The organism is Nocardia sp. NPDC058518 (assembly GCF_042719655.1).
Classification (GTDB): domain Bacteria; phylum Actinomycetota; class Actinomycetes; order Mycobacteriales; family Mycobacteriaceae; genus Nocardia.
On the sequence record NZ_JBHXNJ010000002.1, the window covers coordinates 124,058 to 150,389 of the forward strand.

Genomic DNA, 26,332 nt, shown 5'->3' on the forward strand with positions numbered 1-26,332 from the left:
CCCCCGCGCCGGCGGCGGATCCCGCTATCCACGATCGACCCAGATGTCGTACGCGTTCTCCGGAAGCTGCTTGTACGGACGGTATCCCGCGCCGTACACGTGCGCGCCCGTGGCGATCTGGTTCTCGGGAATGTAGAGCGGCAGCCCGTACGCCTTGTCGACGAGCGCGAACCGCTGCAACTGCGCGTACTGCTTGGCGCGCTCGGCGTTGTCGGTGGTCGAGGCGCCGGCTTTCAGCCAGGTGGACAGTTGGGGATCGGTCGCGCGGCTGTAGTTCAGCGTGCCGAGCGGCGTCGGTGGGTACCAGTGGTTCTCGATATCGATGCCGCCGGTGATGGTGTCGGAGTTGGCGATCGACCCGAAGGCGTTCTTCTTGCGGAGCTCGGCGTAGGTGCCGAGGTCGACGTAGGACAGCTTCAGATCGATGCCCGCGTTCTGCTTGGCCTGCGCCTGCACCGCCTGCAACAGGACCTCACGCTGATCGCGCAACGTCGACTGGGCTTGCACCAGTTCGATGGTCAGCCGCTGGCCGTCCTTGGTCCGGAAGCCATCGGAATCCTTTGCCGTCCAACCGGCTTCGTCGAGCAGCCGGTTCGCGGCGGCCTTGTCGGCGCCGTAGGTGCCCTCGATGCTCTTGTCGTAGAACAGTGTGTCGACGCTGGAGGCGATACCCCAGCCGCGGGTGCGCTCGCCGCGATAGATCGACTGCAGCACCGCGTTCACGTCGACGGAGTTGTTGAGCGCCTTGCGGACCTTCTCGTCGGTGGCAGGACCGAAGGTCGCGTTCCAATACAGCGTGTACGGGCTGCCGTTGTTCAGCCCGGTCGAATACGTGAAATCGGGGTTGTCCCGGAACAGCGAGGCATCGTTGCCGGAGACGCCCTCGATGAGGTCGACCTGACCGGAGGTGAGCGCGCCGGTGCGCACCGACGACTCGGGCAGGAAACGGTAGGTCACCTCGTCGAGGTAGGCCGGACCCTGATGCTTGGCGCTCTGCGGCGCCCAGTTGTAGTCGGGGTTCTTGCGGAAGTGCAGTTCCTGACCTTTCACGTAGCGGTCGAGGAGGAACGGCCCGGTACCCGCGATCTCCGGCCCACCCGCCTTGAGCTGCGGCTTGTCCCACGCAGCCGAGGAGATGATGGGGAACCCGGCGGCGAAGTCGAGGAACGGCGCGTACGGGTCCTTCAGGGCGAACACCACAGTGCGCTCGTCGCGGGCGGTCACCGCGGCCAGGTGCGACAGCGGCCCGGCGGACCAGCCGCCGGAATAGGACACGTCCTGCATCGTGGTGAAGTTGCGGGCAACGGCGGCCGCGGTGAGCGGATTACCGTCGGTGAACTTCACGTCCTCGCGCAGGGTGAATGTGTAGGTGAGCCCGTCGGGCGAGATCTCGTGGCCGGCGGCCAGCCACGGGACGAATCCACCCTCGGCGGTGCGCGCCAGCAGCGACTCGAAGACGTTGCGCAACATCAGGTGCGTGTTGCTCTGCCCGTTGAGGTGCGGGTTGAGGGTGGTCGGCTCGGTTTCCACCCCCCACGTCAACGAGCCGCCGCTGACCGGTTGCGCCGAGTCGCGTGCTGCGGTGTCCGTTCCACCACACGCGGTCGCCAGCACGGCCACCGCCGATACCAGAGCTGTGGCAAGTAGTCGCCGATGTCGCATCACAGCGCGGCGCCCCTCTCTTCGATGAGAAACAATGATTGAGCTGTGGTGACCACGGCACCTTCGGCCGCGTTCACGGTGACGATCCCCGCATGGGTGGCGGTCAGTTCGTGTTCGAGCTTCATGGCCTCGACCACGCCGAGCAGCTGTCCCTTCTCGACCGGGTTGCCCGATTCGACATGGAGCTGCACGAGGGTGCCCGGCATGGGCGAACGGATCTCGGGATCCGTCGCGGTCGTGCCGAGCGAGCGGTATTCGGCGTAGCGCACCTGCCGGGAAACCCCGGCTACCTGGGAGATCCAGCCCTCACCCGAGCGCCGGACGACGCAGGGGGTCGCGCCGACCGAGATCGTGTCGCCGGCGGTTCGCCGAGCTGCGACACCCGGGTCGGTCTTGCGCCGGGCGGGGACGCTCGGGCCGGTGTCGGTGTTCGCGTCGATCGTGTCGGCGCGGACCAGCACCGCCTCGCCCTCGTAGCCGCCGACTCGCACCGTGAACGCCCGCCCGTCGACCGACAGACCGAGACTGCCGAGATCGCGATCGGCGGGATCGAGCCAGGCCCGGTCGCCGCCGGGAGCCCCGGTCGACCACGGCGTCGCGCGGTCGGGCGCGGCCAGCGTGGCGGCCACCGCGAGGGCACTCAGCTCGTCGGGATCGGCGAACTCGGCGACCGGATCGATCCGGTCCAGGTAGGCGGTGTCGTGCTCCGCGGCCACGACGATCGGGGCGGCGAGGATGCGTCCCGCAAAACCGAGATTTGTCGAAATGCCCTGCCAGCGAAGGTCTTTACAGGCGCGGCGCGCGGCGGTGAGTGCCTCGTTGCGGGTGGCGCCGGTCGCGACGAGTTTGGCGATCATCGGATCGAACCCGCCGGTGACGTCGAGCCGGCGGGTGAAGGCGCGTTCGACGCGAACATCCGGCCAGTGGGTGACCTCGATCGCGCCCGGGCACGGCAGAAACGACCGGAACGGGTCCTCGGCGTACATCCGCACCTGCACCGAGGCGCCCGAATACGCGATGTCGGCCTGCTCGGCGGGCAGCAGTTCACCCGCGGCGACCAGCAATTGCCACTGCACCAGATCGATGCCGGTGATCTCCTCGGTGACGGTGTGCTCCACCTGCAACCGTGTGTTCATCTCGATGAAGAAGAACTCGGCACCGACCAGCAGGAACTCGAAGGTGCCCGCGCCCACGTACTGCAAGGCCTTCGTGCCACCCACGGCGGCGGCGAACATCGCCGCCCGCACCGCATCGGGAATCCGTGGCGCCGGAGCTTCCTCGATCACCTTCTGATGCCGTCGTTGCAGCGAGCAGTCACGGTCGAAAAGGTGGACGGCATGGCCGAATTCGTCACCGAAGACCTGCACCTCGATGTGGCGTGCGCGCTCGACGTACCGCTCCAGGTGCAGGCGGCCATCGGCGAAAGCCGCTGTCGCGGTGCGTGAAGCAGACGCCAGTGCCTCGCGCAGTCCGGCGGCCGAGCGCACCACCGACATGCCCTTGCCGCCGCCACCGCCCGCGGGCTTGACGATCAGCGGATACCCGATCTCGGCTGCCGCTCTCACCAGTGCATCGAGGTCTTCGCTTGCCTGCTCGGTGCCCGGCAACACGGGCACACCCGCCGCGGCCATGACCTGACGCGCGGAGGCCTTGTCGGCCATCGTGTCGATCACCCGCGAACTCGGGCCGACGAACACCAGCCCGGCCGCCCGGACCGCACGCGCGAAATCGGCGTTCTCGGACAGGAACCCGTATCCGGGATGCACCGCGTCACAACCGGTTTCGGTCGCGGCACGTACCAGCGCGTCCGCATCGAGGTAGCCGCGGGCAGCGCCGCTCGAATCGAGTTCGGGTAGCGCCACGGTCGCCACGGCCGCGCCGTGATAGGTGAGCGCCCGGTCCGCCTCGACGCTCACCGTCACGTACTCGATGCCGAGACGGTCGCAGGTGCGCGCGATCCGGGCGGCGATCTCGCCCCGGTTCGCGATGAGTAGTCGCGAGATCACAGCCGGAACACCCCGAAGTTCGCGGCCGCGGGTTGCGGCCGATCCCAGCGTTCATGTGCCAGCGACAAGCACCGCGCCAACCACGACCGGGTGTCCTCCGGTTCGACAACGGCATCGATCCACATGCGGGCCGCGATGTAGGTCGGCAGCGATTGCCGTTCGAAACTGTCGATGATCGGCTGCTTGATGGCGGCTTCCTCGGCCGCGCTGAGTTCCTTGCCCTCGCGGCGCAACCGGTCCCGCTTGAGGATCGCCATCACCGCCGCGGCCTGCTCGCCACCGACCCCGGTGGAGCGGGCATTGGGCCACATCGCCATGAACTGGCCGCCCATCGACCGCCCCGACATCGCGAAATTGGCGGCGCCGAAACTGCCGCCGATCACCAGCGAGATCTTCGGCACCGTGGCGCACGAGACCGCGTTCACCATCTTCGCGCCGTGTTTGGCGATCCCGGCCCGCTCGTACTCCTCGCCGACCATGAACCCACTCACGTTGTGCACGAACAGCAGTGGGATGCGGCGCTGCTCGCAGATCTGGATGAAGTTGGTGGCCTTGAGCGCGCTGTCGGGGAAGATCACGCCCTGATTGGCGATGATCCCGACCTCGTAGCCCGCGATCCGGGCGGTCGCGCACACGATCGTGATGCCGTAGTCCTTGCGGTACTCGACCCACGAGCCGGCGTCGACGACGCAGCGCAGAATCGCGCGAACGTCCATCTCCTTCTTGGTGGTCGCCGGAATCAGATCCGGCAGCCGCGCCGGATCGTCGGCGGGCTCGAGCACTTCGAACGCGGGCGGATGCACGCGGTCACCGGGGGTGCGGGACACGATGTCGCGCACCATCGCCAGCGCTTCCAGCTCGTTGGCCGCGAGATGGTCGGCCACCGCGGTTTCGCGCACGTGCAGATCGGCACCGCCGAGGGTTTGCGCGTCGACCACCACGCCTGTAGCGGCCTCCACCAGCTGCGGACCGCCGAGGAAGACGGTGCTGAGGTCCTTCACCATCACCGTCTCGTCGCTCATCGCGGGGATGTAGGCGCCGCCCGCGGTGCAGATGCCGAGCACCGCCGAGATCTGTGGCAGACCGAGCGCCGACATCTCCGCGATATTGCGGAACATCTTCCCGAGGTGCTCCTCGTCGGGGAAGATCTCCTCCTGCAACGGGAGGTAGATGCCTCCGGAGTCCGCCAGATACACACACGGCAGGCGGTATTCCCTGGCCAGCTTCTGCCCGCGCAGGTGTTTCTTGATCGTGAGCGGGTAGAAGGTTCCGCCTTTGACGTGCGGATCGTTGGCGAACACCATGCACGGCCTGCCGTGGATGGTGCCGATGCCCACGATCAGGGCGGCGGCGGGCAGATCGGTGTCGTACACCTCGTGGGCGGCGAGCCTGCCGATCTCCAGGAACGGCGTCCCGGGGTCGAGGATGCGGTTGACCCGTTCGCGCACAGGCAGTTTCGCGTCGCCGTGGCGCCGACGCGGTGCCACGATCCCGGCGGTGTGATCGCGCAGCAGGGTGCGCTGGGCTTCGAACCCGATGTTTTTCTCGATGACGGCGGTCATGCTGGTAGTTCCTCCCGGTCCTGATGCGCGGCGAGGCTCGAGCTCAGGGTGTCGGCGAAGCGGCGGATCGTGTCGGGTTCGAGGTCGGCCCGCAACATCAGGCGCAGGCCCGCGCTGCCGCGGCGGATGATCGGGAAGAACACCGGCGAGGTGTAGAAACCGGCGTCGAGCATGTCCCGTGCCACGGCGACCGTGACGTCCTCCTGGCCGATGCTGACGAAGCGGATGGGCAGTCCGTCACCGGCGAGATCGGTATCGACGAGCGAGTCGAACAGCCGGACCCGCTCCTGGAGCGCGACCTGGAGTCGATCGACGGTGCCGTCGTCGTGCAGCTCGCACGAGGCGATGATCGCGCCGAGTCCGGCGGTGTTGATGCGCTGCGACCACATCAGCGGACCGCTGGTGCGCAGCAGGGTGGGTGTGCGCGACGCGTCACCCGCCGTGCCGAAGAAGATCACGCCACCGCTGGCGCCGAAACCTTTGTTGAGCGAGGCGATCACGAGGGTCCGCTCTCGCCAGCCCGTATAGGCGCCGAGAACGTAGCCGCGGCCGTGACTACCCAGAGTCGAAAGGCCGTGCGCCTCATCGAAATACAAGAACAATCCGTAGCGATCCTGAAGGCGGTGCAACTCCGCGAGCGGCGCCCCACCGCCCGTGCTGTACACGCCGTCGGCGACATAGGCCACGTGGGAGTGCTTGCGGCACAACTCTTCCAAGGCGGCGATATCGTTGTGCTCGATCGTGACCAGTTCGGTCTCGTCCGCGACCAGTGGCTTCATCGCGTTCAGGCAGAAATGCGCGTTCTTGTCGAAGACCACCAGCGGCGGGTGCCCATCGGTGAGCTCACCGGAGGCGAGCAGCGGCAAGGTCGCCCACGCGGCGGCCGCGCACGACGACACGGTCACCGCCTGCGCGTCGAAGGTCCGGGAGAGTCGCTGCTCGGCCTCCTCGAGCAGGCCGAGCCGAATGCGCATCCGGGAAATAGAGGAATTGACCGTCGCGGTTTCGTCGAGCCCGCGATGGGCGCCCTCGATGATTCGTGGATCGCTGTCCAAGCCGAGATAGGAATAGGACGAGAAATTGACGATCGTGCGACCGTCGCGGGAATGGACTATTCCGTCGCGCATATCGTCGGCGATGATGTCGACAAGTCCGTGAGCGGTGCTGTCGTCCCAAAATGTGTTGCTCAATTGCAATTGCCTGCGGATATTAGCGAAATGGTTTCTGGCCATCGATCTTCATTCCTTTGCTACGACGAGCACGTTGACAGCGGCGAGCAGGGTGATGGCGATGGACCAGGCCAGGAGCCCGGACAGGGTGGGGCCTGCCAGCGAGGCGATGCCCGCGAGGCCCTGTTGGATCAGCGCGCACCACGAGACCGCGATGGCGGCGCCGGTGGCGAGGTGGCTGACAGCGTGCGCGGCGCTGTTGGGGAACAGCGTCGCCTGGCCGAAGGTCGTCGTGATGTACCCGGCGAGGAAGACCGGCAGCGCGATCGCCCGTGGCAGATCGAGGGCCCACACGGCGGTGATGAGCGCGCAGCCCGCGAGCATGATCCAGGCGCCCTGCCGCATCATGGCGCGCGCGCCCACCCCTCGCACGCGCTGTCGCACGTAGGTCGCGCCGCCGAGGTAGGCCGCACCGTAGAGGACGCCGAACAGGCCGAACGCCCAGGGTGAGAGCGCGAAACGGTCGGTGAAGATGAACGCGGACTTCTGCTGGATCATCACGATGACGGCGAATCCGATGCCGCCCGCGACCGCGCTCACGACGAAGACCCGGTCCGTGAAAAGGCGTCTAGCTGTGCCTTTGTCCTTCGAACCGGGTTCGCGCCGTGGCAACGAGATGCGCAGGGCGAACGCGACCGGCACGGCGGCGAGCACGGCGAGCACGACGAATCCGTACCGCCACCCGACCGTCGAGGTGACGATGCCGCCGATCACCTGCCCGCCGCCGAGCGCGACGACGAACGCCATCGACAACAGCGCGAGTTGGCGCGCGAGCTCCGCGCCGGTGAACAGGTCCTTGATCATCATCCGCCCGACGACGGCGATACCGCCCGCGCCGATCGCCTGCACCACGCGCAGGCCGAGCAGCTCCGGCGCATTGCTGATCAGCGCCAAGCCCGCGCTGGCGAGGACGAAACACAGCCCCGCCGCGACGAAGGCGGGCACCCGGCCGAACCGCTCCGCCGCCCTGCCCCACGCGACGACCGGGAGCGCGGCGAACACCACGAACACGGCCACCGACAGTTGCAGAGTGGTCTCACTGGCACCGATATCAGCACCGAGCGCGGGCATACTCGGCAGATAGATGGTGGTCGCCATTTGGGCGACCGCGACCGCGACACATGCCGTTGCGACAACTGCTCGGCGTGTTGCCGCGGAAGCCGGGCTTTCGCCGGTTTCCGCTTGCACAAACAATGCACTCCCCTATGGCCGAGCGAATCACGCGAGACGCTTGATCCGACCTCTAGATATACGGCGAGGGGAAGCGGCCGAACACCGTTGCGATCGTGTTGATTCGAGCTCGAAGACCAATATTCGAGGGTGGATTCGCGACGCCATGATGCGTCACATGGGGATGGATGCGAAGAAATCTGCTTGCGCGCACTGGGCGGGGCGCAGGATCCACACGCACCGGGGTCTCGATCTCCGCTCGGCGGGTGTGGCAGGGTGGAACTGTGAACCGATTGGCCGGTGCGACCTCGCCCTATCTGCGTCAACACGCCGACAACCCCGTCCATTGGCGGGAGTGGGACGCCGATGCCCTGGCCGAGGCGGCCGAGCGCAACGTGCCGATCCTGCTGTCGATCGGGTACGCGAGCTGCCACTGGTGCCATGTGATGGCACACGAGTCGTTCGAGGACCTCGCGACGGCCGAGCAGATGAACGCTGACTTCGTCTGTGTGAAGGTGGATCGGGAGGAGCGCCCGGACCTGGACGCGGTGTACATGAATGCCACCGTGGCCATGACCGGGCAGGGCGGCTGGCCCATGACGTGCTTCCTCACGCCCGACGGTGCGCCGTTCTACTGCGGCACCTACTACCCGAAGCAGCCGCGCGGGGGGATGCCGTCGTTCACGCAGTTGCTCAGCGCGGTGACCGATACCTGGCTCAATCGGCGCGATGACGTGGACAAGGCCGCGCGTCAGGTGACCGATGCGCTCCAGGCGCAGGCTTCAGGTCTTCCCGACGCCGAATTCACTGTTGTCCCCGAGCTTCTCGACAAGGCTGTGCTGGCGATCGCCGCCGACGAGGACTCCGCACACGGCGGATTCGGTGGGGCACCGAAGTTCCCGCCGTCGGCGCTGCTGGAAGGACTGCTGCGGCACTGGGAGCGGACCGGCGACCAGGCGGTGTTCGATCTGGTCGAGCGCACGGCCGAGGCGATGGCGCGTGGCGGGATCTATGACCAGTTGCGCGGTGGGTTCGCGCGCTACTCGGTCGATGCCGGATGGCTCGTACCGCACTTCGAGAAGATGCTCTACGACAACGCCCTGCTGCTGCGCGCCTACGCACATCTCGCACGTCGTGCGCCCGTCACCCCGCTGGAATCGTTGCCGCACAGGGTGACTCGGGAGACGGTCGAATTCCTGCTGGGTGATCTCGGGACCGCCGACGGCGGTTTCGCCTCGGCGCTCGATGCCGACACCCACCTCGAACCGGGCGGTCCCGGTGTCGAGGGCGCCACCTACGTGTGGACGCCCGCCGAGCTGATCGGCGAACTCGGCCCGCTCGAAGGGATGTGGGTGGCAGACGCTCTCGGCGTCACCACCGGGGGCAATTTCGAACAGGGCACCTCGGTGCTCACCCGCCACAGCGACCCCGTCGACGCCGAACAGGCGTCTCGCTTCGATCGACTGCGCGCCCAGCTGTTCGAGGCCCGCACCAAGCGCCCGCAGCCTGCCCGCGACGACAAAGTGGTCACCGCCTGGAACGGCATGGCCATCACCGCGCTCGCGGAATCCGGTGCGGCGCTGGAAGAACCCTCGTGGATCGCCGCCGCCGTGCGCTGCGCCCGCTACCTGCTCGACGTCCATCTCGTCGACGGCAGACTGCGCCGCGCCTCCCTCGACGGTGTCGCGGGCTCCCCGCCCGGTGTCCTCGAGGACTACGCCTGGTTCGTCACCGGCCTGCTCGCCCTCTATCAGGCCACCGGCGAACCGGACTGGCTCGCCGCCGCACAGTTGTTGCTGGACAACACGATCGACCACTTCGCCGACACCGAACGCCCCGGCAACTGGTTCGACACCGCCGACGACGCCGAAACCCTGGTAGCCCGCCCGCGCGACCCCGTCGACGGCGCCACCCCCGCCGGCGCGTCCGCCCTGGCCGAGGCCCTGCTCACCGCCTCCGCGGTCGCCGACACCGAACGCGCCGTCCGCTACCGCGAACTCGCCGACCAGACCCTGGCCCGCGGCGCGATCCTGCTGGCCCGCGCACCCCGCACGGCGGGCAACTGGCTGTCGGTCGCCGAAGCCTCCGTCCGCGGCCCGTATCAGGTAGCCATCGCCGCCACCGAAAAGTCCGCCACCACAATGGAACTCCTCGCCGCGGCCCGAGCCTGGGCCCCCGGCGGCTCGATCATCCTCGCCGCCCCACCGAACACCGCCCCCCTCCTCGCCGACCGCCCCCTGGTCGACGGCGCCCCCGCCGCCTACGTCTGCCGAGGCTCGGTCTGCGACCTCCCGGTCACCGATCCGGCCGCCCTGACCGCTGCGCTACGCCACTGACGAAACGCTGCGCTGGCACTGCGCGTAGGCGTGTCCGGCGAGGCTCGGCTTGCCGGTCGCGACACCGACCCGACGGATCACTGCCCGCACGCCGCAGGTCAGGCCATGTCAGTGAGCCCGTAGGCGATGGTCGGCCAGGTGGTGGTGAGGTTGAGCCACTCGGTCGCACCGAGGAACTGCTCGGAAGGATCAGCATGCTGATACAACGCCCGGATCGATCGGGCAAAGACGTCGGTGTATTCCAGGTACTCCGGTGTGTGCCACTCGGTTTCATTGCCATCGCACACCACCGGACTCCGGTAGTCCAGGAAACTCATGGCGCGATCGACCAGATGAGCGATCAGCGCCTCCGGTTGTGTCTCGACATCCGTCCACTGGTCTTGGGCTTCGACGGAAACTCGTAAACGTAGCTCGACGGCATCGGCGAGCTCCTCCAGCGAATACCGGTCCCTCAACCCGGTCAGCCATGGTCGATCCGGGTTCGGTGACGGACGCCCTACCAGGTGCGCGGTCGCGAGCAGTTCCAACCAGACGACGATTCCGGGATCTTCGGACAACGATGTAGATGATGTGGAATCCGTTGTTGGATCGGCTGATTGTGCAGTCGAGTACGCAAGATAGCTCCGAATGTGACGAATCCGATCATGAGTCGGGCCGAGGACTCGGATGCAGTCGGCGAGCATTGAGCGGTACATGGCTGTGGCGCGTTGTGCGTCACCACTTTTGCGGGCTTCCCAAGCGATGTTGCTGCGAGTGTTGAGTGTGTCGGGGTGGTCGGTGCCGAGGGCTCGGGTGTTGTCTGGGAGCAAGGCTTCGTATAGGTCGAGAGCGGTGGTGTGGTCACCCGTTTTGCCGGTCCAGTAAGCGATGTTGCTACGGACGCTGAGTGTGTCGGGGTGGTCGGGGCCGAGGGCTCGGGTGCTGTCGGAGAGCAAGGCTTGGAATGCCGCGACGGCAGCGTTGTGGTTGCCTGCTCTGCCTGTCCAGTAGGCGATGTTGTGGCGGGTGGTGAGGGTGTCCGGGTGGTGAGCTCCGAGGACTCGAGTGCGGCCGAGGAGTACGGACTGATAGAGCTCGATGGCGGCGGTGTGGTTGCCTGTTTCGCCGTTCTGATAGGCGAGTTGGCTTCGGGTGATGAGAGTTTCTGTGTCGTCGGGTCCGAGGGCTCGGGTGCGGTCGGGGAGCAATGCTTGGAACAGCTTCATTGCGGCTGTGTGGTTGCCTGTTTTGCTGGTCCAGTAGGCGATGTTGTGGCGGATGGTGAGTGTGTCGGGGTGGTCAGCTCCGAGGACTCGGGTGCTGTCGAGGAGTACGGACTGATAGAGCTCGATGGCGGCGGTGTGGTTGCCTGTTTCGCCGGTCCGGTAGGCGAGTTGGCTTCGGGTGATGAGAGTTTCTGTGTCGTCGGGTCCGAGGACTCGGGTGCGGTCGGGGAGCAATGCTTGGAACAGCTCCATCGCGGCTGTGTGGTTGCCAGTTTCGCCAGTCCAGTAGGCGATGTTGTGGCGGATGTTGAGAGTCTCGAGATGATCGGGTCCTAGTACACGTTCCGAGACTGGCATCAGCTCCGACAATTGTTCAATCGCGGAACTCGGGTTGCCGGAATGGCCTGTGAATCGGGCCTCGCTGTGTTGTGCTGCGACCGCTATTTCATTGTCGGTGCCGAAGACACGCAGGCATTCACGTGCCAAAAGGGCAATGTGTTTCTTGGCGCGGAGAACGTCGCGCGCGTCGAGAGCGTATTCGACCAGCTTTGTCCGGGTGCGCAGTGTGCTCGGGTGGTCAGGTTCTAACGACTCATTGCAGTCGGCCAGTAGAACCTCGAGGAGGTCGTTAGCGCGGTTGAACTCCCTGGCGTCCGCGAGTGCCACCGCTACCGCCATCCGGTCATCGAATCCGGCGAGTTCTGACACCGGCTTCGGTGGCGCGGGATCCAATGGATTCCGGCCCATCAGCTTGTCCGCCAACACCCGATACTTGCCATCCATCCGAGCCAGCAGCGACGCAGCCACCCACGCGATCGGCTCGGCGCCTTCGGTGTGCGTCACCGTCTGAAGGTCGACCGAGTCCGGGTCGCTCAGCATCGCCTCCAGATCGAAGGGCGAACCGATGGTGCCTGCCACGAACTCGCTCGATGCGCGTAGCAGGTCGACGATTTCGGTGCGGGTCAATTGGTCGGCGAGAACATTGCGGACGCCGGGGAGGAAGTCGTATTCGACCTGTTCGGGGTCGGTGTCCGGGCCGGGTTCCCAGCGGACCAGGAGGCCGCCGAGGATTACCTCGGCCAGGTGGGCGAGGTGGGATTCGGGCAGCATGACGTGCTGGACCATGCGCATCACCGGTAGTACGAGTGTGGTCGCGGAGAGGTAGCAAACGAGGTGGAATGCGGTGGGGGACGCCGTCATCCGGAAGATCTCGACCAGCGTGGCCGGGTCGGCGGCCTGGTCGGACCGGGCATCGGTGTGCTCGGTCGTGCCAACGTCTTGTGTCGCGAGTAGTGCGGCACGGTGCCGGGCCGCAGACGCGGTGGTCAGCGTCGACCACTGTCGAATCCAGTCGGGTGCTATTTCGAAGACCGGGATCCGGACGTCCTGTGAATCCGCCACCTGCCATTGCGCGTTGGGTATCGCGGGGCGTGGCACCCGGAACTCCTTGGGGCGCATGCGCAATCCAGTTCCGCGCCACATGCGCTGGGGCAGCACGGTCATGATCGACACGGGTGCAGTGCGAGCCCAATGCCGGAGCAGCCGTTGGGATTCGCCATTGCGCCAGCCGACGGACACCCCATCGGTGATGACGATGACCACGCCGCGGTGTGCGTAGGTCGCCGCCCCGAGCGGGTCGGCCGGCCGACCCTCCTGCGCGGAATCCAGCCGGTAGCGACGCACATCGGTGAAGCAGCCCTGTCTGCCGAGCAGCCCGGCGAACTCGTCGACGGTGCGCCGCCACACGGCCATCGACGGTGCGGAGTCGACCACCAGTGCCACCGAGAGCCAGCGTTCCCGCTGCGGTCGCAGCACCGGAACCCACAAGCCTTCCTCGGCGATCCGGTCCGCGGTGGCGTCCTCGTCGACCTCGAACAACCGATCGCTGTCGACGCGCCGCCCGAGGGGTTTGAGCGCTCGGCTCAACTCGAGTTGATGACGCAGTGCGGGTACCGCGGCGATCCGCACCGGCACTCCCGCCATCGCGGTACCTCGCGCATCAGGACCACGGACGAACACCGAGGTCCGCGGTCCTGACCAGATAGTCGATGCGGGGAGTTCGGGGTTGTGTGTTGTAGCCATGGGTGATTCGACGATGAGGTCGTCGGCATCGAGCGTTCCCGCGGCATCGGATCTCGGCGGCACTGGCGCCGGCAGGTCGCCACCAGCGCGTGCCGGTGCAGGTTCGGTCGGCAGGTGCTCGGCCAACCACAGCGCGTCGCGGAGTTCGTCGACGTTCAGGTCGAGGCCAGCGTCGGCGAGTACTTGGGCGAGTTCGGCGATCACAACTGATTCAACGGTTTCATGACGGCTTGGACTATGTCGTCGAGCGGGCGTTCGGTCCCCGCCGACGTCGTCAGATACACCGCATTGAGTAGCTGGTCGGTCGTCACTTCGTCGGTCGTGCGACTGGCGAGGAAGTTGCTGATGAGTTCGTCCGCCGCGGCCGAGGCCGCCGAACCGAGCTGCGCGGTGAGGATTTCGGTGAGCTGAGTTCGGTCCGGCGGCTGCAGCACGAACCGCAGGCAGCGCCGCAGGAAGGGGGTGGGGAATTCTCGCTCGCCATTGCTGGTGAGGACGATGACCGGAAACGCCGAGCAGCGCACCCTGCCACGGTGGATCGGTACGAGCGCGGCCTCTGGATCGGCCGTGCGTACGCGCACTTCGGTGACGTTCTCGGGCAGCCTGGCCAATTCGTCGATCTCGAATTCGCCCTCCTCGAAAACATTCAGCAAGTCGTTGGGCAAATCGATGTCGCTCTTATCGATCTCGTCGATCAGTAGTACGCGCGGTTTGTCCGACGGCAGCAGTGCGGTACCGAGCGGGCCGAGGCGAATATGTCGTCCGATATCGTCGGCCTGGTCGGAATCTGCTGCTGTGCGATGCTTTTCCTCGCGCAGGCGACCGATCGGGTCGTAGTGGTAGAGGCCGTCGCGCAGTCGGGTCCGGCTGGTGATCGGCCAGCGGAGCACTTCGCCGAGCCCGAGCTCTTCGGCGACTTCGTAGGCCACCGTCGACTTGCCGACCCCGGGCTTTCCGGTGATCAGCAGCGGACGCCGGAGAAATAGCGCCGCATTGATGATATCGATCTCGTCCTTGGTCGGTGTTCGCTGATGCTCCCGGTCGCCCAGCCTGCGGTGGGTCCCGGTTTCACCGTCGAACTGACGCCAGTTGGGCGGGTCGGGCAGGTTCGCGATGCCGTTATGCGGTTCACCGGACCCGCGATAGATCGGCCATGCACTCATGGGTGTCCTCCTCGGCTTCGGGACTGATCTCGCAGATTCTGTTGGAACGGGCTACGTTCCGGGTCGCCCCAGAGCAGGACGAGATCATGTGCGGGATGATTCGGGTCGGTATGAGCAGCGCGGCGATGCTCCAACACCACATCGGGCAGGTCGGCGATCGCATGGTCACGGGCCAGCCGCTGTACCAGGATGCCCTGGCGCGGAATCGGTGACGGGTCTCTCCTCGGTTGCTTGGGCGGGCGATGCCACAGCGCGACCGGAATGCCCCGTTCGGACAGTGACTCCACAATGTCCCTCGACAGCTTGGTGACATCGACCATCGTGACGCAGAGGTGGTCGATGGTCAGCGCGGCGAGCCCTTCGGGGTTCGCGCCGCCGACGAGATGATGGACGAGAGCTGAGTCGGGCCTGCAAAAGTCGGTGAGAGGCTTCCTGCTGGTGCGGTCCAGAGAGCTCGGCAGATGGCGGTCGAGGAGGTCTTCCGGTCGAACCACGACGGGATAGGTGATGCCGAGGGTGTGCGGTTCTTCTGCGGTGATAGGCAGTTCCTCGTACGGATTCTCGACCTCATAGATCGGCACGATGAATTCGATGAGTGGCGTCGGCGTGGGCGAGGCCGTGTTCAGCATGGCGACGAGCGTGCCAGGAACCGCCGTGGCGGCGATGGGTGTTTCGGGAACGTCCGGTTTCGACTCGAGCCGATCGCCGACGAAGCAATTGACCGACTTCAGTACATACATGCCCGACATCGCGCCGGACTCTTCCAACCACACTTGCAGATGCGTGCGCTGCGGTTGCTCTGTCCGCTGCTGCTCGATCAATTCGGTCACTGCCCTGGTGATTTCGGCCCTCGTCGGGTATGCGCCTATCCAGTGCAGCAACTCACCACGGAATCCGGCGGACTGCTCCGGGGCGAACGCCACACGCACCAGGAACTCGAGCAGTTGCCGAGCGGAGTTGAGCCCTCGCAGCGCCGTGATCGCATCGGTGATCTCGATATCGGGTAGGTCTGCCGGTGGTCGCGGGTAGGACTGCACGAAAGGAACGCGCACATCGATCGGCGCGCTACGGGCGAGGATCGAGTGCAGCTCGGTCAGCGCGGTCGAGGAAATCTGTACTTCCTCGATTTCTCCGACCAACGTAACCAACGACTGTCCTCGGGGGCCGGTCGCGACCGTGCGATAGGGAGTCTGTGGCCGGAACACGTTGAGCCGATGCTCTTTATAGAATTCGTTCTCGGTGCGCTTCGCCAGTGTGTCCAGGTCGAGTGGCCAGACTATGGGCAAGGAGGCGAGCATAGCCTGGGAATAGGCGCCCGACCGCTGCTTCCGGATCTCCTTCGCGCGTTGGTACTTGGCGGCGGCGTACATGATGTACTGCGACTCGATGGACCAACCACGTTTGCTGGGGAAGTCGTCCTTCAACCCGTCGAAGTCGAACAATGATGCCGAGACGCGGCAGGCGTCGACGAAGTAGAGCTGTTGCGGGTGGTTCCTGGCAGTAGCCATGGTGCGGGCCAGATTTGCGAAGTTCAGCGCGCGTTGATCATGTGCCCGGGTGTTGGAGAACAGGAGATAGAAGTCATCGTGCTGGTCGGTGACACCATGTCCGCCCCAGAACACGATCAGCAGTTCGCTCGAGCACTGGTCCGGTCCGGCGGCCAGCAAGTCGAGGAAGACCGGACGGATTGATTCTTGGCGGGCATCGAGCAGTCTGATCGCCTCTGCGGCGGCGAATTCGTCGACTCTGGAACAGTCTGCCGCGGTCGGGCCTGCCAGGAAGGTGATGTTGCGCCCAGGAACGCCCCGGTCGCGCAGCCACCTGATGAACCGCATCCCATCGGCGACCGGTCCGCCCAGCTCCGACTGCTCCCCGAACTCGTAGTCGTCTATACCGACCACTACCGCGATGGTCTTGTCCGGGTCGGCCTTCATCGCAGCACGGCGTCCATCAGCTCGTGGAAGCGCGTGTTTTTCCGCGAGAAATACGCACTATGGGCGGTGGGAAACGGTGCCCGATTGTCCACCTCGTAGTCGGTGACGCGACCAGGGAAAACGCCGGATGCACGGTAGGCGAGCAGATCCCGGCGGTCGAGGATATTGCTCCACCGTGGGACATGTGGTGGCAGTGTGTCACCGAAGGCGAGGGCAGGCAGGGCGTCGATCTCGTAGAGGAACGGCGCCTGGGAGCCGACGGTGATCAAGTGTTCGACCTGCGGAATATGTTGGTGAACAAGTAGTTCGAGCGAGGCGATGCCGCCGAGGCTGTGCGCCAGTATGACTACCGGGCCGTTGTCGATCCGCTGGATCGCGTCGGCGATGCAGCCACGAATACCTGCTCCGCGGACCAGGTATTTGAGTACATCGCCCGCGGCGGGGGACGCCGAATTCGTCCACTCGGCCCTGTTCTTCTCGATCCACCGACTCCCACCAGCGCGCATCGCCAAATCCACGAGGAGTCGGGTGGAGTCGGCGAGTAGACCGCGATCCTCACCGTCGAGAGCAGCGATGACCGCCGTGATCAGCAGGTCGCGTTCGTCGCCGCTGAGCGGGGTCGCATCGGTCGCCATGGTCGCCGCGGTGGCGACGACTGCGCGCGCCAGCACCGCTGCCCCCGCGCTGTATCCACCGCTGACGCGATCCAATGCCTCGGTGCACAGGTGGTCGGTGATGACATCGCGCACCGCGTCGGGAAGCACCTCGGACATTCCGGCTTCGCTCGCCGCCGCGAGAAGATCCGGCGTCGGCAGGGCGGCGGCCGCGTCGAGAAGTTCGGCGGTTTCGGGGAATTCGCCTGGTGCCCTTCGGGGTTCGGGCTGTCCGGCGAGCTTGCGCAATTCGAACAGAGGGTCGTGGCTCAATGCCCACCACAGCGCCAGTTTCGGGTCGAGCGATACGACGTCGGCGCCGGGGATGCTCGCGCCACCGGCGTTGAGTGTCGCACCGTGCGCGCCTGCCCAATAGCAGGGTTGGACGGACCAATCTGGTCGTAAGGTCGACATGACCGCCCGCACATCGGCCAGCCGGGTGTCGTAGGAGGGCTGGCGGACTCCGGTGCCGTGAACGAACAACAGCGTCGTCATCGGCCCCGGCACCTCGGTGAGGCGATCCCATACCCGTTGACGCACATACCGACACCCCCTGTCATCGCCGCGTGCTTGCATCGTAAGGGGTTGTCGGACTTGCTGTCCGGGTATGTGGCAAGGGGTTTCAGCGGCCGTGCCCGCTGGGCGGGATATCCGTCCAGGTCCGGGTTCGGCCGGGGATTCCGCGCAGGCGTAAGTCCTTGTAGCGCTTCCACTTCGATCGTTCGGCCGGTGTCGCGGCTTGCCAGACCGAATCACTCACCAGCACGCGCCGGGAAGCTTCCTTCGCGACGGCGGTGAGCCTGGCGGCCGCGTTGACCGCGTCGCCGATGACCGTGAATTCGAGGCGGGTGTCGGCGCCGACGTCGCCGGCGAACACCTGGCCACGGGCGACGCCGATGCCGACGTCGAGTTCGCCGGTGGCGACCACTTCGTCGCGGATGCGGCGGGCGGCGCGCAGGGCGGGGGTGGCGTTGTCCTGCAGGGCGGACGGGGCGCCGAAGATGCACAGGGCGGCGTCGCCCGCGAATTTGTTCACGAGGCCGCCGTTGTCCTCGGTGGCCGCGACGACCGTGGCGAGCAGGCGGTTGAGCTTGTGCACGAAATCCTCGGGTGCCATTTCGGCGGAGAGCTGCACCGAGCCGGTGACGTCGACGAACAGCGCCGAGACGATGCGCACATCGCCGGTGAGGTCGGTGCTGCCCGCCAGCGCACGCTCGGCCACGGTGGAGCCGACGTGCCTGCCGAAGACATCCTCGGTGTGCATCTGGTCGCGCAGCGTGGCGGCGAGTTCGTTGACTGAGTGTTCGAGCCGCCCGATCTCACTCGCGCTGCCCACCGGCACCCGCACATCGAGTTCGCCGCGGGTGATCCGGTCCAGCGCCCGGTACATCGTGCGCATCGGCGTGGCCACCGAGCGCGCGAGCAGCGCGGTCGCGAACGCGCCCACACCGAGCGCGACGATCGAGAACAGCCAGGCGGCACGCACCCGGTCCGAGGCGGAGGTGGTGGAGTCGCTCAGGACGACGATGATGATCAGTCCCGGCAGCGCACTGGACACCGCCCAGGTGACGAGTACCCGAACCAGCACGGTCGAGCTGGGATGCACGGTGGGCCCGAGCACCGCGGCGACAATGGGCACGGCAGGCCGGATCAGCCGGTCCAGGATCAGATAGGTCGCGCCCGCCGCTTCCAGCCCGCCGAGGGCGAAGCCGGCCAGCAGCACGGGGACGTTGTGATAGTCGGTGAACCGGTCGACCAGCCACACGGTCAACACGACGCCCGGTGCCCACAGCACGATCACGCGCGCGGTGATCGCGGCGGGCAGCCGGATCAGGACCCGCGCTTCCTCGGGCGTCGGTTTGCGGTTGTCGTCGAGCCAGCGCATGTACCGGCGCCGGTCGTAGAGCGAGATTCCGATGCCTGCGAGGAAGCCGACCACCGGATAGATCAGGATCAGCGGCGCCGCGTCACTCCAATCGGTGCCGACCCGGCTGAACACGCCGCCCGCCCAGCTGACCAGGAAGATAGCCGTGGCCCCGACCAAATTGGCGGAGGTGACCACCAGCGCCAGTCCCCAATAGGACTGCAGCGCCCACCGGACCAGCCGGTTCACCGCGCACGCCCGACCCCGGCGCCGGAGGACGCCCGGGCATCACGAGCTGCGCTGACCGGTGACACAACTACTGAGCATAGAAGGCACGCGGGTCCACGCCACGCCCACGCGCCGTTCAGCCGAGCACGACGAGCCAGATCGCGACGTAGTGACACAGCGCCGCGACCACCGTCGCCGCGTGGAAGAACTCGTGATGCCCGAAGTCGGGCCAAGGGTTGGGCCACTTGGTCGCGTACAGCACGGCCCCCACGCTGTAGATCACCCCACCGACCGCGAGCAGTACCAGCGGCGCCACGCCGACGTTGTGCAGCAGCTCTGGCGCCACCGGCACGATCGCCCACCCCAGCAGCAGGTACAGCGGCACCCCCACCCATGCGGGCGCGGTCGGCCACAACAACTTCAGCGCGATTCCCGCGATGGCCCCCGCCCACACCACGACCAGCAGGATCTGCCCGGTCCGACCGGGCAACCCGAGCAGCGCGAACGGCGTGTAACTGCCCGCGATGAACAGGAAGATCATCGAATGATCGGCCCGCTTCATCCGCACCCTGGTCCGCACGCTCGCCCAGGTGATCCGGTGATACACCGCGCTCACGCCGAACAGCGCGCACACCGAAACCCCGTAGAGCAGCGTCGACCAGCCCGCGGTCAAGGACGTCAGGAACCCGAACACCACGAGCACCGTCACCGCGACAGCGGCGACTCCCACGGCCCACGTATGAATCCACCCGCGAAACCGCGGCTTCGAGTGCCCGTCGGCCTCAGTCAGAACCGCCTCCACGAAACCTCCCAAGCCAAAACCTACGGTACCGTAGGTTACCGGCCCAAGGTTACGGCAAGACCGGGGAGGCGGGGGAGTGAGGCAGTTCCAGGCGTAGGGTGCGGCTGTGGAGTCGTTTCTTGGTCGGGTGCGTGGATTGCCGTACCGCATCTACGAAGCCAGGCTGTCGCAGCAGCTGGCAGACAAGCAGCACCCTCGCCATGTCGCCGTGATGTGTGACGGCAATCGCCGCTGGGCGCGCGAGAACGGGTTCACCGATGTCAGCCACGGCCATCGCGTCGGCGCGCTGAAGATCGCCGAGCTCGTCGGCTGGTGTTCCGACCAGGGCATCGAGATGGTCACCGTCTATCTGCTCTCGACCGAGAACCTGCGCCGCGATGCCGATGAGCTCGAGACGCTGTTCGAAGTGATCACCGATGTCGTCGAGGAACTATCCGCCCCTGAGCAGACCTGGAGCGTGCGGATCGTCGGGTCGCTCGAGGGTTTCCCCGAGCTGATCGCCAAGCGCCTCCGGGTGGCCGCCGAGCGCACGAGCGGGCGTGATGGCGTGCATGTGAACGTCGCGGTGGGGTACGGCGGGCGCCAGGAGATCACCGACGCGGTGCGTTCGCTGGTGCGCCAGGAGATCGCCGCGGGGGAGTCGGGTGAGGATCTGGTGCAGTCGATTACGGTCGACGCGATCGGCCAGCACCTCTACACCTCCGGTCAGCCCGACCCGGATCTGGTGATCAGAACCTCTGGCGAACAGCGACTTTCAGGTTTCCTGTTGTGGCAGAGCGCCTACTCGGAGATCTGGTTCACCGAGGCGTATTGGCCGGAGTTCCGGCGCGTCGACTTCCTGCGCGCACTACGGGATTACGCCGCGCGGCACCGCCGTTTCGGCGTGTGATGTCGTAGCGGTCGTCGAACTGACCATCCCGTTGCACGTGGATCCGGCGGTCGGCCGTCCGCGATATCGACGTGGCGACCAGGCTCGACGCGGCCTGGAAGTTGTCGTCGAGAAGGCCCGATCCGGGACGCCCCCGAGCTAGGCGTACCTCCGCATTCGCTCCGGCCGTGCGCACGTCTTCGGGCGGCTGTGTCCATTAGGCTGCCGCACGAGACCGGGCCCGACGACACATTGCAGGGGTGTGAGCTGTGGGAGTTGCGACGAAGGCGAGCGGATGGCGTGCGCGGATCGCGGTGCTCGGCGCCGTGGCGGTGGTCACGGGTTGCGGCGGGGTCGACCAGCCGGCGCCGCCACGACTGACGCCCGCCGAGGAGCAGGCCGCGAAGGGCCCCGTGTTCGCCTATCGCACCGACGCCGAGCTGGCGGTGGTACACGGCGCCGAAACCGTCAGGGCGCCGGGCAGTTTCGGCTACTCATCGGCCGCGGTGTCGTTCACCAGAGACGGGCAGTACGCGTTCGCGGTGGAGACGAGCAGCAAGACACTGGTCGCGCTGGGTGTGCGGGACCGGTCGGTGACGCGCATACCGTGCGACTGCAGCGACGCGGTGGCGTTGCGTGGGTCGGTGGTCGGCTGGTGGCGGGAGCCGGGCCAGATCATGAGCATGGATCTGGGCGGTACCGAGCCCGCCGGACCCGAACGTGAGATCGTCCTGCCGGATTCGCCGAGTCCGCTGACCGGCGGCGCGTGGGACGGCGCCAAGCTGGTGGCGGCCACCGACGAATTCGTCCTGCTGGCTCGCGTCGAATCGCGCGGACTGTGGTGGGAGAAGAGCCACCTCTACGCCATCGGCGTCGACGCCATCCTGCCGCTCGGCCGCGTGCCCGGCATCGACGCCGGACTCTCGGCCGCCGCCGGACCGGACGGGCACACCTTCGTGCTGGCAGGCGCGACGGCGCGCAGCGCGACCTGTGGCAGCGGCAATGTGGCGACCATCGACGCCGCCACCAACAGCGTCCTGGCGCTGCCGACGCTGCCGGGCGAGTGCTCGGCGGCCTACAGCCCGCGCTGGAGCACCGACAGCTCGATCACGATCGCCACCCGTAAATGGGCCGACTTCGCGGGCGCGCCGAGCACGGTCGACCGGCTGCAGTCGGCGGCACAGGGGTGGGCGCCGGTCGGGGAGTACCCGGTGGTCGACATGCTCCCGAGGGCGCAGGAGTCGATGATCGAGGTGGTCGCCGGTGAGCCGACCGATGCGCGCGGCACACCGCACGGGGTGCTGGTTGTCCGCAAGGGCGACGCCCGTGAGGAATTGGCGCAGCAGGTCGTATCGCTGGGTTCGCCCACGGCCACTTCCCGCTGAGCGTGTGCGCGGAACCTGTTGCCGCGCAGGCTGATCAGAGCTTGCGCAGCCGCAGCCTGTTGATCGTGTGGTCGGAGTCCTTGCGCAGCACCAGGGTTGCGCGCGGGCGCGTCGGCAGGATGTTCTCCACCAGGTTGGGCCGGTTGGTGGAGTTCCAGATATCGCGCGCGGCCGCGGTGGCCTGCTCGTCGCTGAACGCCGCGTAGTGGTGGAAGTGTGCCTCGGGGTCGGCGAAGCCGGTCTTGCGCAACGCGAGAAAGCGCTGCACATACCAGTTCTCGATGTCCTCGATGCGGGCATCGACATAGATGGAGAAGTCGAACAGGTCCGACACCATCAGTCGCGGACCGGTCTGCAGCACGTTCAGGCCCTCGACGATGAGAATGTCGGGCTGACGGACACAGTGCTTCTCGTCGGGCACGATGTCGTAGGACTTGTGCGAATACACCGGCGCGCACACCTCTTCGGCGCCCGACTTCACCTCGGTGACGAACCGCAGCAGCTTGCGCCGGTCGTAACTGTCCGGGAAACCCTTGCGGTGCATGATGCCGCGACGGATGAGTTCGGCGGTGGGATAAAGGAATCCGTCGGTGGTCACCAGGTCGACTCGCGGATGGTGATCCCAGCGCGCCAGGAGCGCCTGCAGCACGCGCGCGGTGGTCGACTTGCCGACCGCGACACTGCCCGCGACACCGATCACGAACGGCACCTGCTTATCGGGATGCTTCTCCCCGAGGAAGGTGGCGGTGGCGGCGAACAACCGCTGCCGCGCCGCGACCTGTAGATGGATCAACCTGGCCAGCGGCAGGTAGACCTCGGCGACTTCCTCGAGGTCGATCTGCTCGCCGAGACCGCGCAGGCCGGTCAGCTCGTCCTCGGTCAGAACCAGGGGAGTCGATTTGCGCAGTGTGCGCCACTGGCTGCGGTCGAACTCCACATAGGGGCTCGGTTCACTCATCCGTGCCACCTACCCGACCCCCCGTCCGGGCGCATCCGCACAGCTTGGCTGCCCGTCTGGTGAGATCCGGGATAACTCTGACCGCATAGCGAGATTGTGCTCCGTGCTCGCCACCGGCGCGCAACAGGGGGTTTGGCTACCAGTCGGTAACTAGCAACAACCCCGAGGTACGGCGCCATTTTCGGATGGACCACGTAATGTCGGGCGGATGGGGTCACATCCACTTGTCACTGAATACCTGCGCCTCGGTTTGGCTTTCGATCGCCTCGAAGAGGGGTTCGTCGACGCCTATACCGGCGATCCGCAGCTGCGTCGCGATGTCGAGAACGCCGCCGTCCCGGAACCCGCCGAGCTGGCCCGGCGCGCCGTCGAGCTGCGGGCAGCCCTGCCCGATGCCGGGCTCTCGGCCCAGCGCACCGAATTCCTCGATGCCCACCTGGTGGCGATGGAGTGCTCGGCCCGCAAATTCGCCGGTGAGCAGATCGGCTTCGTCGACGAGGTCCGCGCCTACTTCGACGTCGACATCGCACCCGGTGACCCCGACGACTACCGCGAAGCGCACCGGCAGATGGACGAGGTGCTCGGCGGCGACGGTCCGCTCGCCGAACGCGCCGCCGCCTACCGCCGCGGCGACGAGATCCCGCCGGAAAAACTCGCGATCTGCGTCGAAGCGTTCTCCAGCGCGTTGCGCGAGCGGGTGCGCGACCGGTATCCGCTACCCGACCACGAGCACGTCACCTACGAGGTGGTCGGCGACAAGCCCTGGTCGGGCTTCAACTACTACCTCGGCAATTTCGCCTCGACGGTCGCGATCAACTCCGACCTCAAACAGCACATGGGCAACCTCCCCGCGCTGATCGCGCACGAGGCCTACCCCGGCCATCACACCGAGCACTGCCGCAAGGAAGCCGGACTGGTCGCGGCGGGTGAGGACGAGCAGACGCTGTTCCTGGTCAACACCCCGCAGTGCCTGATGGCCGAGGGCCTTGCCGACCTGGCTTTGCAGTCGATCGTCGGACCAGGCTGGGGCGTGTGGGCCCAGGAGATCTACGCCGACCTCGGCCTTCGTTTCGACGGTGAACGGGCCGAACGGTTCTCGACCGCGTCGGCGAAATTGCTGAACGTGCGTCAGGACGCCGCGCTGCTGCTGCACGATCAGCATCGCAGCGAGGACGAGGTGGCGCAGTTCCTGCAGCGGTGGATTCTGGCGACGCCGGAACGGGCGCGGCAGTCGCTGCGGTTCCTGTCCTCGCCGCTGTGGCGGGCCTACATCAGCACCTATGTGGAGGGCTACCGGTTGCTCGGTGGGTGGCTCGACGGTGCGGTCGGTGCCCAGGATCGGGTCGAGCGGTTCGGGCGTCTGCTCGACGAGCCGCTGACACCCGGGGCGATCCGGCGGATGAGTGTCGTTACTGGATGACGGCCGTGTTCGACGGCTATCGAACCTGGTCAGACGCTCGAGCATCGCGCTGTGAGCTGCGTCTCCCGGGTGGCGGCCCGGACGGCGTTGCGGTATCCCCGTGCTCGGCTCGCACAGGGTCGGCAATAGACTCACATGCGTGACGCAGACGACCGCTTCGGTGAATACCCAGTCTCTCGGTGAGCTCGATCCCGAGTTGGCCGCCGCGATGGCGGGCGAGCTCGCCCGTGAACGCGACACCCTCGAGATGATCGCTTCGGAGAACTTCGTGCCACGCGCGGTCCTGCAGGCGCAGGGCTCGGTCCTCACGAACAAGTACGCCGAGGGCTACCCCGGCCGCCGCTACTACGGTGGTTGCGAGGCCGTCGACGTGGTCGAGACCCTGGCCCGTGACCGGGCCAAGGAACTGTTCGGTGCCGAGTTCGCCAACGTGCAACCCCACTCGGGTGCCCAGGCCAACGCCGCGGTGTTGATGGCGTTGATGAACCCGGGCGAGACCCTGCTCGGCCTCGATCTCGCGCACGGTGGTCACCTGACCCATGGCATGCGGTTGAACTTCTCGGGCAAGCTCTACGACGTCCATTCCTACGGGGTGTCCAAGGAAGACCACCGTATCGATATGGACGAGGTGCGTGACATCGCGCTCAAGGCCAAGCCGAAGGTGATCGTGGCCGGATGGTCGGCGTATCCGCGTCATCAGGACTTCGCTCGGTTCCGTGAGATCGCCGACGAGGTCGGTGCCTACCTGTGGGTCGATATGGCCCACTTCGCCGGTCTGGTCGCCGCGGGTCTGCACCCCTCACCCGTGCCTTACGCCGACGTCGTGTCGTCCACCGTGCACAAGACCCTCGGCGGCCCCCGCTCCGGCCTGATCCTGGCCAAGCAGGAATTCGCCAAGAAGCTCAACTCCGCGGTCTTCCCCGGCCAGCAGGGTGGCCCGCTCATGCACGTGATCGCCGCCAAGGCTGCCGCGTTCAAGATCGCCGCTACCGAGGAGTTCGCCGACCGTCAGGTTCGTACTCTGTCGGGTGCCCGGATCCTCGCCGAGCGTTTGACCGGTGCTGACGTCAAAGACAAGGGTGTTTCCGTCCTCACCGGCGGCACCGACGTGCACCTGGTCCTGGTCGACCTGCGCAACTCCGAGCTCGACGGTCAGCAGGCCGAGGACGTGCTCCACGAGGTCGGTATCACCGTCAACCGCAACGCGGTCCCGTTCGACCCGCGTCCTCCGATGGTGACCTCGGGTCTGCGTATCGGTACCGCGGCGTTGGCGACTCGTGGTTTCGGTGATACCGAGTTCACCGAGGTCGCTGACATCATCGCTGCCGCGTTGGCGGGGACCTCCGACACAGAGACCCTGCGTGGTCGTGTCTCCAAGCTGGCTCAGAGCGTCCCGCTCTACCAGGGCCTCGAAGACTGGCGCCTGCTCGGCTGAGCCGGCCCCCCACACGAAACGCCCTCGCCGACCGATACTTTCGGTCGACGGGGGCGTCGTCGTGACAGGGGATGGTCGGTATCGATTGTCGGAACGCACAAAGTTCCGGCGAATTGCCTACGTGGCTAATGGAATACGGCATGGTCAGTCCGTATGAAATATCGACGTGCGCTCGCGCGCGAGGTCGGCGGGGAGGTGCACGCGTTCGAGCTGCTCTCCGAGGCCGAGGCCAGGGAGCTGATCGAACTGTTCCGGGCCGCGCGAGCCAACGAGGTGCGGGCACTGCGCCGGGCCATCGATGCCGCGCTCACCGCGATGCCCGTCCCCCTGCGCAAGGTCACCCGCAAGATCATTTTCGGCAGCTGAACCG

At 66.6% G+C, this 26,332-nt stretch carries 18 protein-coding genes; 6 read left to right on the plus strand and 12 right to left on the minus strand.

From position 1 onward, the window contains the following. Positions 1-24: 24 nt before the first annotated feature. The 5 genes from ACFWPX_RS05335 to ACFWPX_RS05355 are packed head-to-tail and all read right to left on the minus strand — an operon-like array spanning position 25 to position 7,647. Positions 25-1,662: an ABC transporter substrate-binding protein gene (locus tag ACFWPX_RS05335; protein ID WP_378926553.1), complete on the minus strand. Its 1,638-nt coding sequence runs from the start codon at positions 1,660-1,662 to the stop codon at positions 25-27. Further along, a complete protein-coding gene (locus ACFWPX_RS05340; RefSeq protein ID WP_378926316.1) occupies positions 1,662-3,668 on the minus strand; it encodes an acetyl/propionyl/methylcrotonyl-CoA carboxylase subunit alpha in 2,007 nt (668 codons plus the stop codon). The genes ACFWPX_RS05335 and ACFWPX_RS05340 overlap by 1 nt, the downstream gene beginning before the upstream one ends. Further along, positions 3,665-5,230 carry an acyl-CoA carboxylase subunit beta gene (locus ACFWPX_RS05345; RefSeq protein ID WP_378926318.1) on the minus strand — a complete coding sequence of 522 codons (1,566 nt, stop codon included), beginning with the start codon at positions 5,228-5,230 and terminating at the stop codon, positions 3,665-3,667. The genes ACFWPX_RS05340 and ACFWPX_RS05345 overlap by 4 nt, the downstream gene beginning before the upstream one ends. Continuing rightward, positions 5,227-6,462 carry an aminotransferase class I/II-fold pyridoxal phosphate-dependent enzyme gene (locus tag ACFWPX_RS05350; protein ID WP_378926319.1) on the minus strand — a complete coding sequence of 412 codons (1,236 nt, stop codon included), beginning with the start codon at positions 6,460-6,462 and terminating at the stop codon, positions 5,227-5,229. The genes ACFWPX_RS05345 and ACFWPX_RS05350 overlap by 4 nt, the downstream gene beginning before the upstream one ends. Positions 6,463-6,468: 6 nt before the next feature. Continuing rightward, positions 6,469-7,647 carry an MFS transporter gene (locus ACFWPX_RS05355; protein ID WP_378926320.1) on the minus strand — a complete coding sequence of 393 codons (1,179 nt, stop codon included), beginning with the start codon at positions 7,645-7,647 and terminating at the stop codon, positions 6,469-6,471. Between the two features lie 266 nt (positions 7,648-7,913). Here ACFWPX_RS05355 and ACFWPX_RS05360 point away from each other — a divergent pair, with 266 nt between their 5' ends. After that, a complete protein-coding gene (locus ACFWPX_RS05360; RefSeq protein WP_378926321.1) occupies positions 7,914-9,965 on the plus strand; it encodes a thioredoxin domain-containing protein in 2,052 nt (683 codons plus the stop codon). Between the two features lie 98 nt (positions 9,966-10,063). Here ACFWPX_RS05360 and ACFWPX_RS05365 read toward each other — a convergent pair whose 3' ends face one another. The 6 genes from ACFWPX_RS05365 to ACFWPX_RS05390 all read right to left on the minus strand — a co-directional run bounded on the left by ACFWPX_RS05365 (position 10,064) and on the right by ACFWPX_RS05390 (position 19,884). Continuing rightward, complete coding sequence (locus ACFWPX_RS05365; protein ID WP_378926322.1) at positions 10,064-13,456, minus strand: SAV_2336 N-terminal domain-related protein; 3,393 nt, start codon at positions 13,454-13,456, stop codon at positions 10,064-10,066. Then, positions 13,453-14,415 (minus strand): AAA family ATPase, encoded by a 963-nt coding sequence (locus ACFWPX_RS05370; protein ID WP_378926323.1) that lies wholly within the window; start codon positions 14,413-14,415, stop codon positions 13,453-13,455. Before ACFWPX_RS05370 ends, ACFWPX_RS05365 begins: the two co-directional genes overlap by 4 nt. Continuing rightward, entirely contained in the window at positions 14,412-16,349 is a 1,938-nt protein-coding gene (locus tag ACFWPX_RS05375; protein WP_378926324.1) for a caspase family protein, read from the minus strand. Before ACFWPX_RS05375 ends, ACFWPX_RS05370 begins: the two co-directional genes overlap by 4 nt. Then, positions 16,346-17,497, minus strand: a complete 1,152-nt coding sequence (locus tag ACFWPX_RS05380) for a hypothetical protein (protein ID WP_378926326.1) — start codon at positions 17,495-17,497, stop codon at positions 16,346-16,348. Before ACFWPX_RS05380 ends, ACFWPX_RS05375 begins: the two co-directional genes overlap by 4 nt. Positions 17,498-17,624: 127 nt before the next feature. After that, positions 17,625-19,115 (minus strand): adenylate/guanylate cyclase domain-containing protein, encoded by a 1,491-nt coding sequence (locus ACFWPX_RS05385; protein ID WP_378926327.1) that lies wholly within the window; start codon positions 19,113-19,115, stop codon positions 17,625-17,627. A gap of 115 nt (positions 19,116-19,230) precedes the next feature. Next, on the minus strand, positions 19,231-19,884 hold the full coding sequence (locus tag ACFWPX_RS05390; protein WP_378926554.1) for a hemolysin III family protein: 654 nt from the start codon (positions 19,882-19,884) through the stop codon (positions 19,231-19,233). Positions 19,885-20,002: 118 nt separating this feature from the next. Between ACFWPX_RS05390 and ACFWPX_RS05395 the strand changes: the two genes are divergently transcribed. Together ACFWPX_RS05395 and ACFWPX_RS05400 are read left to right on the plus strand one after the other, a co-directional pair. Beyond that, on the plus strand, positions 20,003-20,785 hold the full coding sequence (locus ACFWPX_RS05395; protein ID WP_378926328.1) for an isoprenyl transferase: 783 nt from the start codon (positions 20,003-20,005) through the stop codon (positions 20,783-20,785). Positions 20,786-21,033: 248 nt separating this feature from the next. Continuing rightward, positions 21,034-22,149 carry a hypothetical protein gene (locus ACFWPX_RS05400; protein ID WP_378926329.1) on the plus strand — a complete coding sequence of 372 codons (1,116 nt, stop codon included), beginning with the start codon at positions 21,034-21,036 and terminating at the stop codon, positions 22,147-22,149. A gap of 34 nt (positions 22,150-22,183) precedes the next feature. Here the strand turns inward: ACFWPX_RS05400 and coaA are convergent, their stop codons facing one another. Beyond that, a complete protein-coding gene (gene coaA, locus ACFWPX_RS05405) occupies positions 22,184-23,116 on the minus strand; it encodes a type I pantothenate kinase (RefSeq protein ID WP_378919376.1) in 933 nt (310 codons plus the stop codon). Positions 23,117-23,315: 199 nt separating this feature from the next. Between coaA and ACFWPX_RS05410 the strand changes: the two genes are divergently transcribed. The 3 genes from ACFWPX_RS05410 to ACFWPX_RS05420 all read left to right on the plus strand — a co-directional run bounded on the left by ACFWPX_RS05410 (position 23,316) and on the right by ACFWPX_RS05420 (position 26,328). Beyond that, on the plus strand, positions 23,316-24,527 hold the full coding sequence (locus ACFWPX_RS05410; protein WP_378926331.1) for a DUF885 domain-containing protein: 1,212 nt from the start codon (positions 23,316-23,318) through the stop codon (positions 24,525-24,527). Between the two features lie 139 nt (positions 24,528-24,666). After that, positions 24,667-25,962, plus strand: coding sequence for a serine hydroxymethyltransferase (glyA, locus tag ACFWPX_RS05415; protein WP_378926332.1), 1,296 nt, complete (start codon positions 24,667-24,669; stop codon positions 25,960-25,962). 153 nt (positions 25,963-26,115) lie between these two features. After that, complete coding sequence (locus ACFWPX_RS05420; protein WP_378915301.1) at positions 26,116-26,328, plus strand: hypothetical protein; 213 nt, start codon at positions 26,116-26,118, stop codon at positions 26,326-26,328. The last annotated feature ends 4 nt before the right edge of the window (positions 26,329-26,332 follow it).

Excerpts from the sequence above, each read along its gene's own strand:
- ACFWPX_RS05335 (WP_378926553.1), bottom strand. The coding sequence starts at position 1,662 with ATGCGACATCGGCGACTACTTGCCACAGCTCTGGTATCGGCGGTGGCC.
- ACFWPX_RS05345 (WP_378926318.1), bottom strand. The coding sequence starts at position 5,230 with ATGACCGCCGTCATCGAGAAAAACATCGGGTTCGAAGCCCAGCGCACC.
- ACFWPX_RS05350 (WP_378926319.1), bottom strand. The coding sequence starts at position 6,462 with ATGGCCAGAAACCATTTCGCTAATATCCGCAGGCAATTGCAATTGAGC.
- ACFWPX_RS05370 (WP_378926323.1), bottom strand. The coding sequence starts at position 14,415 with ATGAGTGCATGGCCGATCTATCGCGGGTCCGGTGAACCGCATAACGGC.
- ACFWPX_RS05375 (WP_378926324.1), bottom strand. The coding sequence starts at position 16,349 with ATGAAGGCCGACCCGGACAAGACCATCGCGGTAGTGGTCGGTATAGAC.
- ACFWPX_RS05380 (WP_378926326.1), bottom strand. The coding sequence starts at position 17,497 with ATGACGACGCTGTTGTTCGTTCACGGCACCGGAGTCCGCCAGCCCTCC.
- ACFWPX_RS05410 (WP_378926331.1), top strand. The coding sequence starts at position 23,316 with ATGGGGTCACATCCACTTGTCACTGAATACCTGCGCCTCGGTTTGGCT.
- ACFWPX_RS05420 (WP_378915301.1), top strand. The coding sequence starts at position 26,116 with ATGAAATATCGACGTGCGCTCGCGCGCGAGGTCGGCGGGGAGGTGCAC.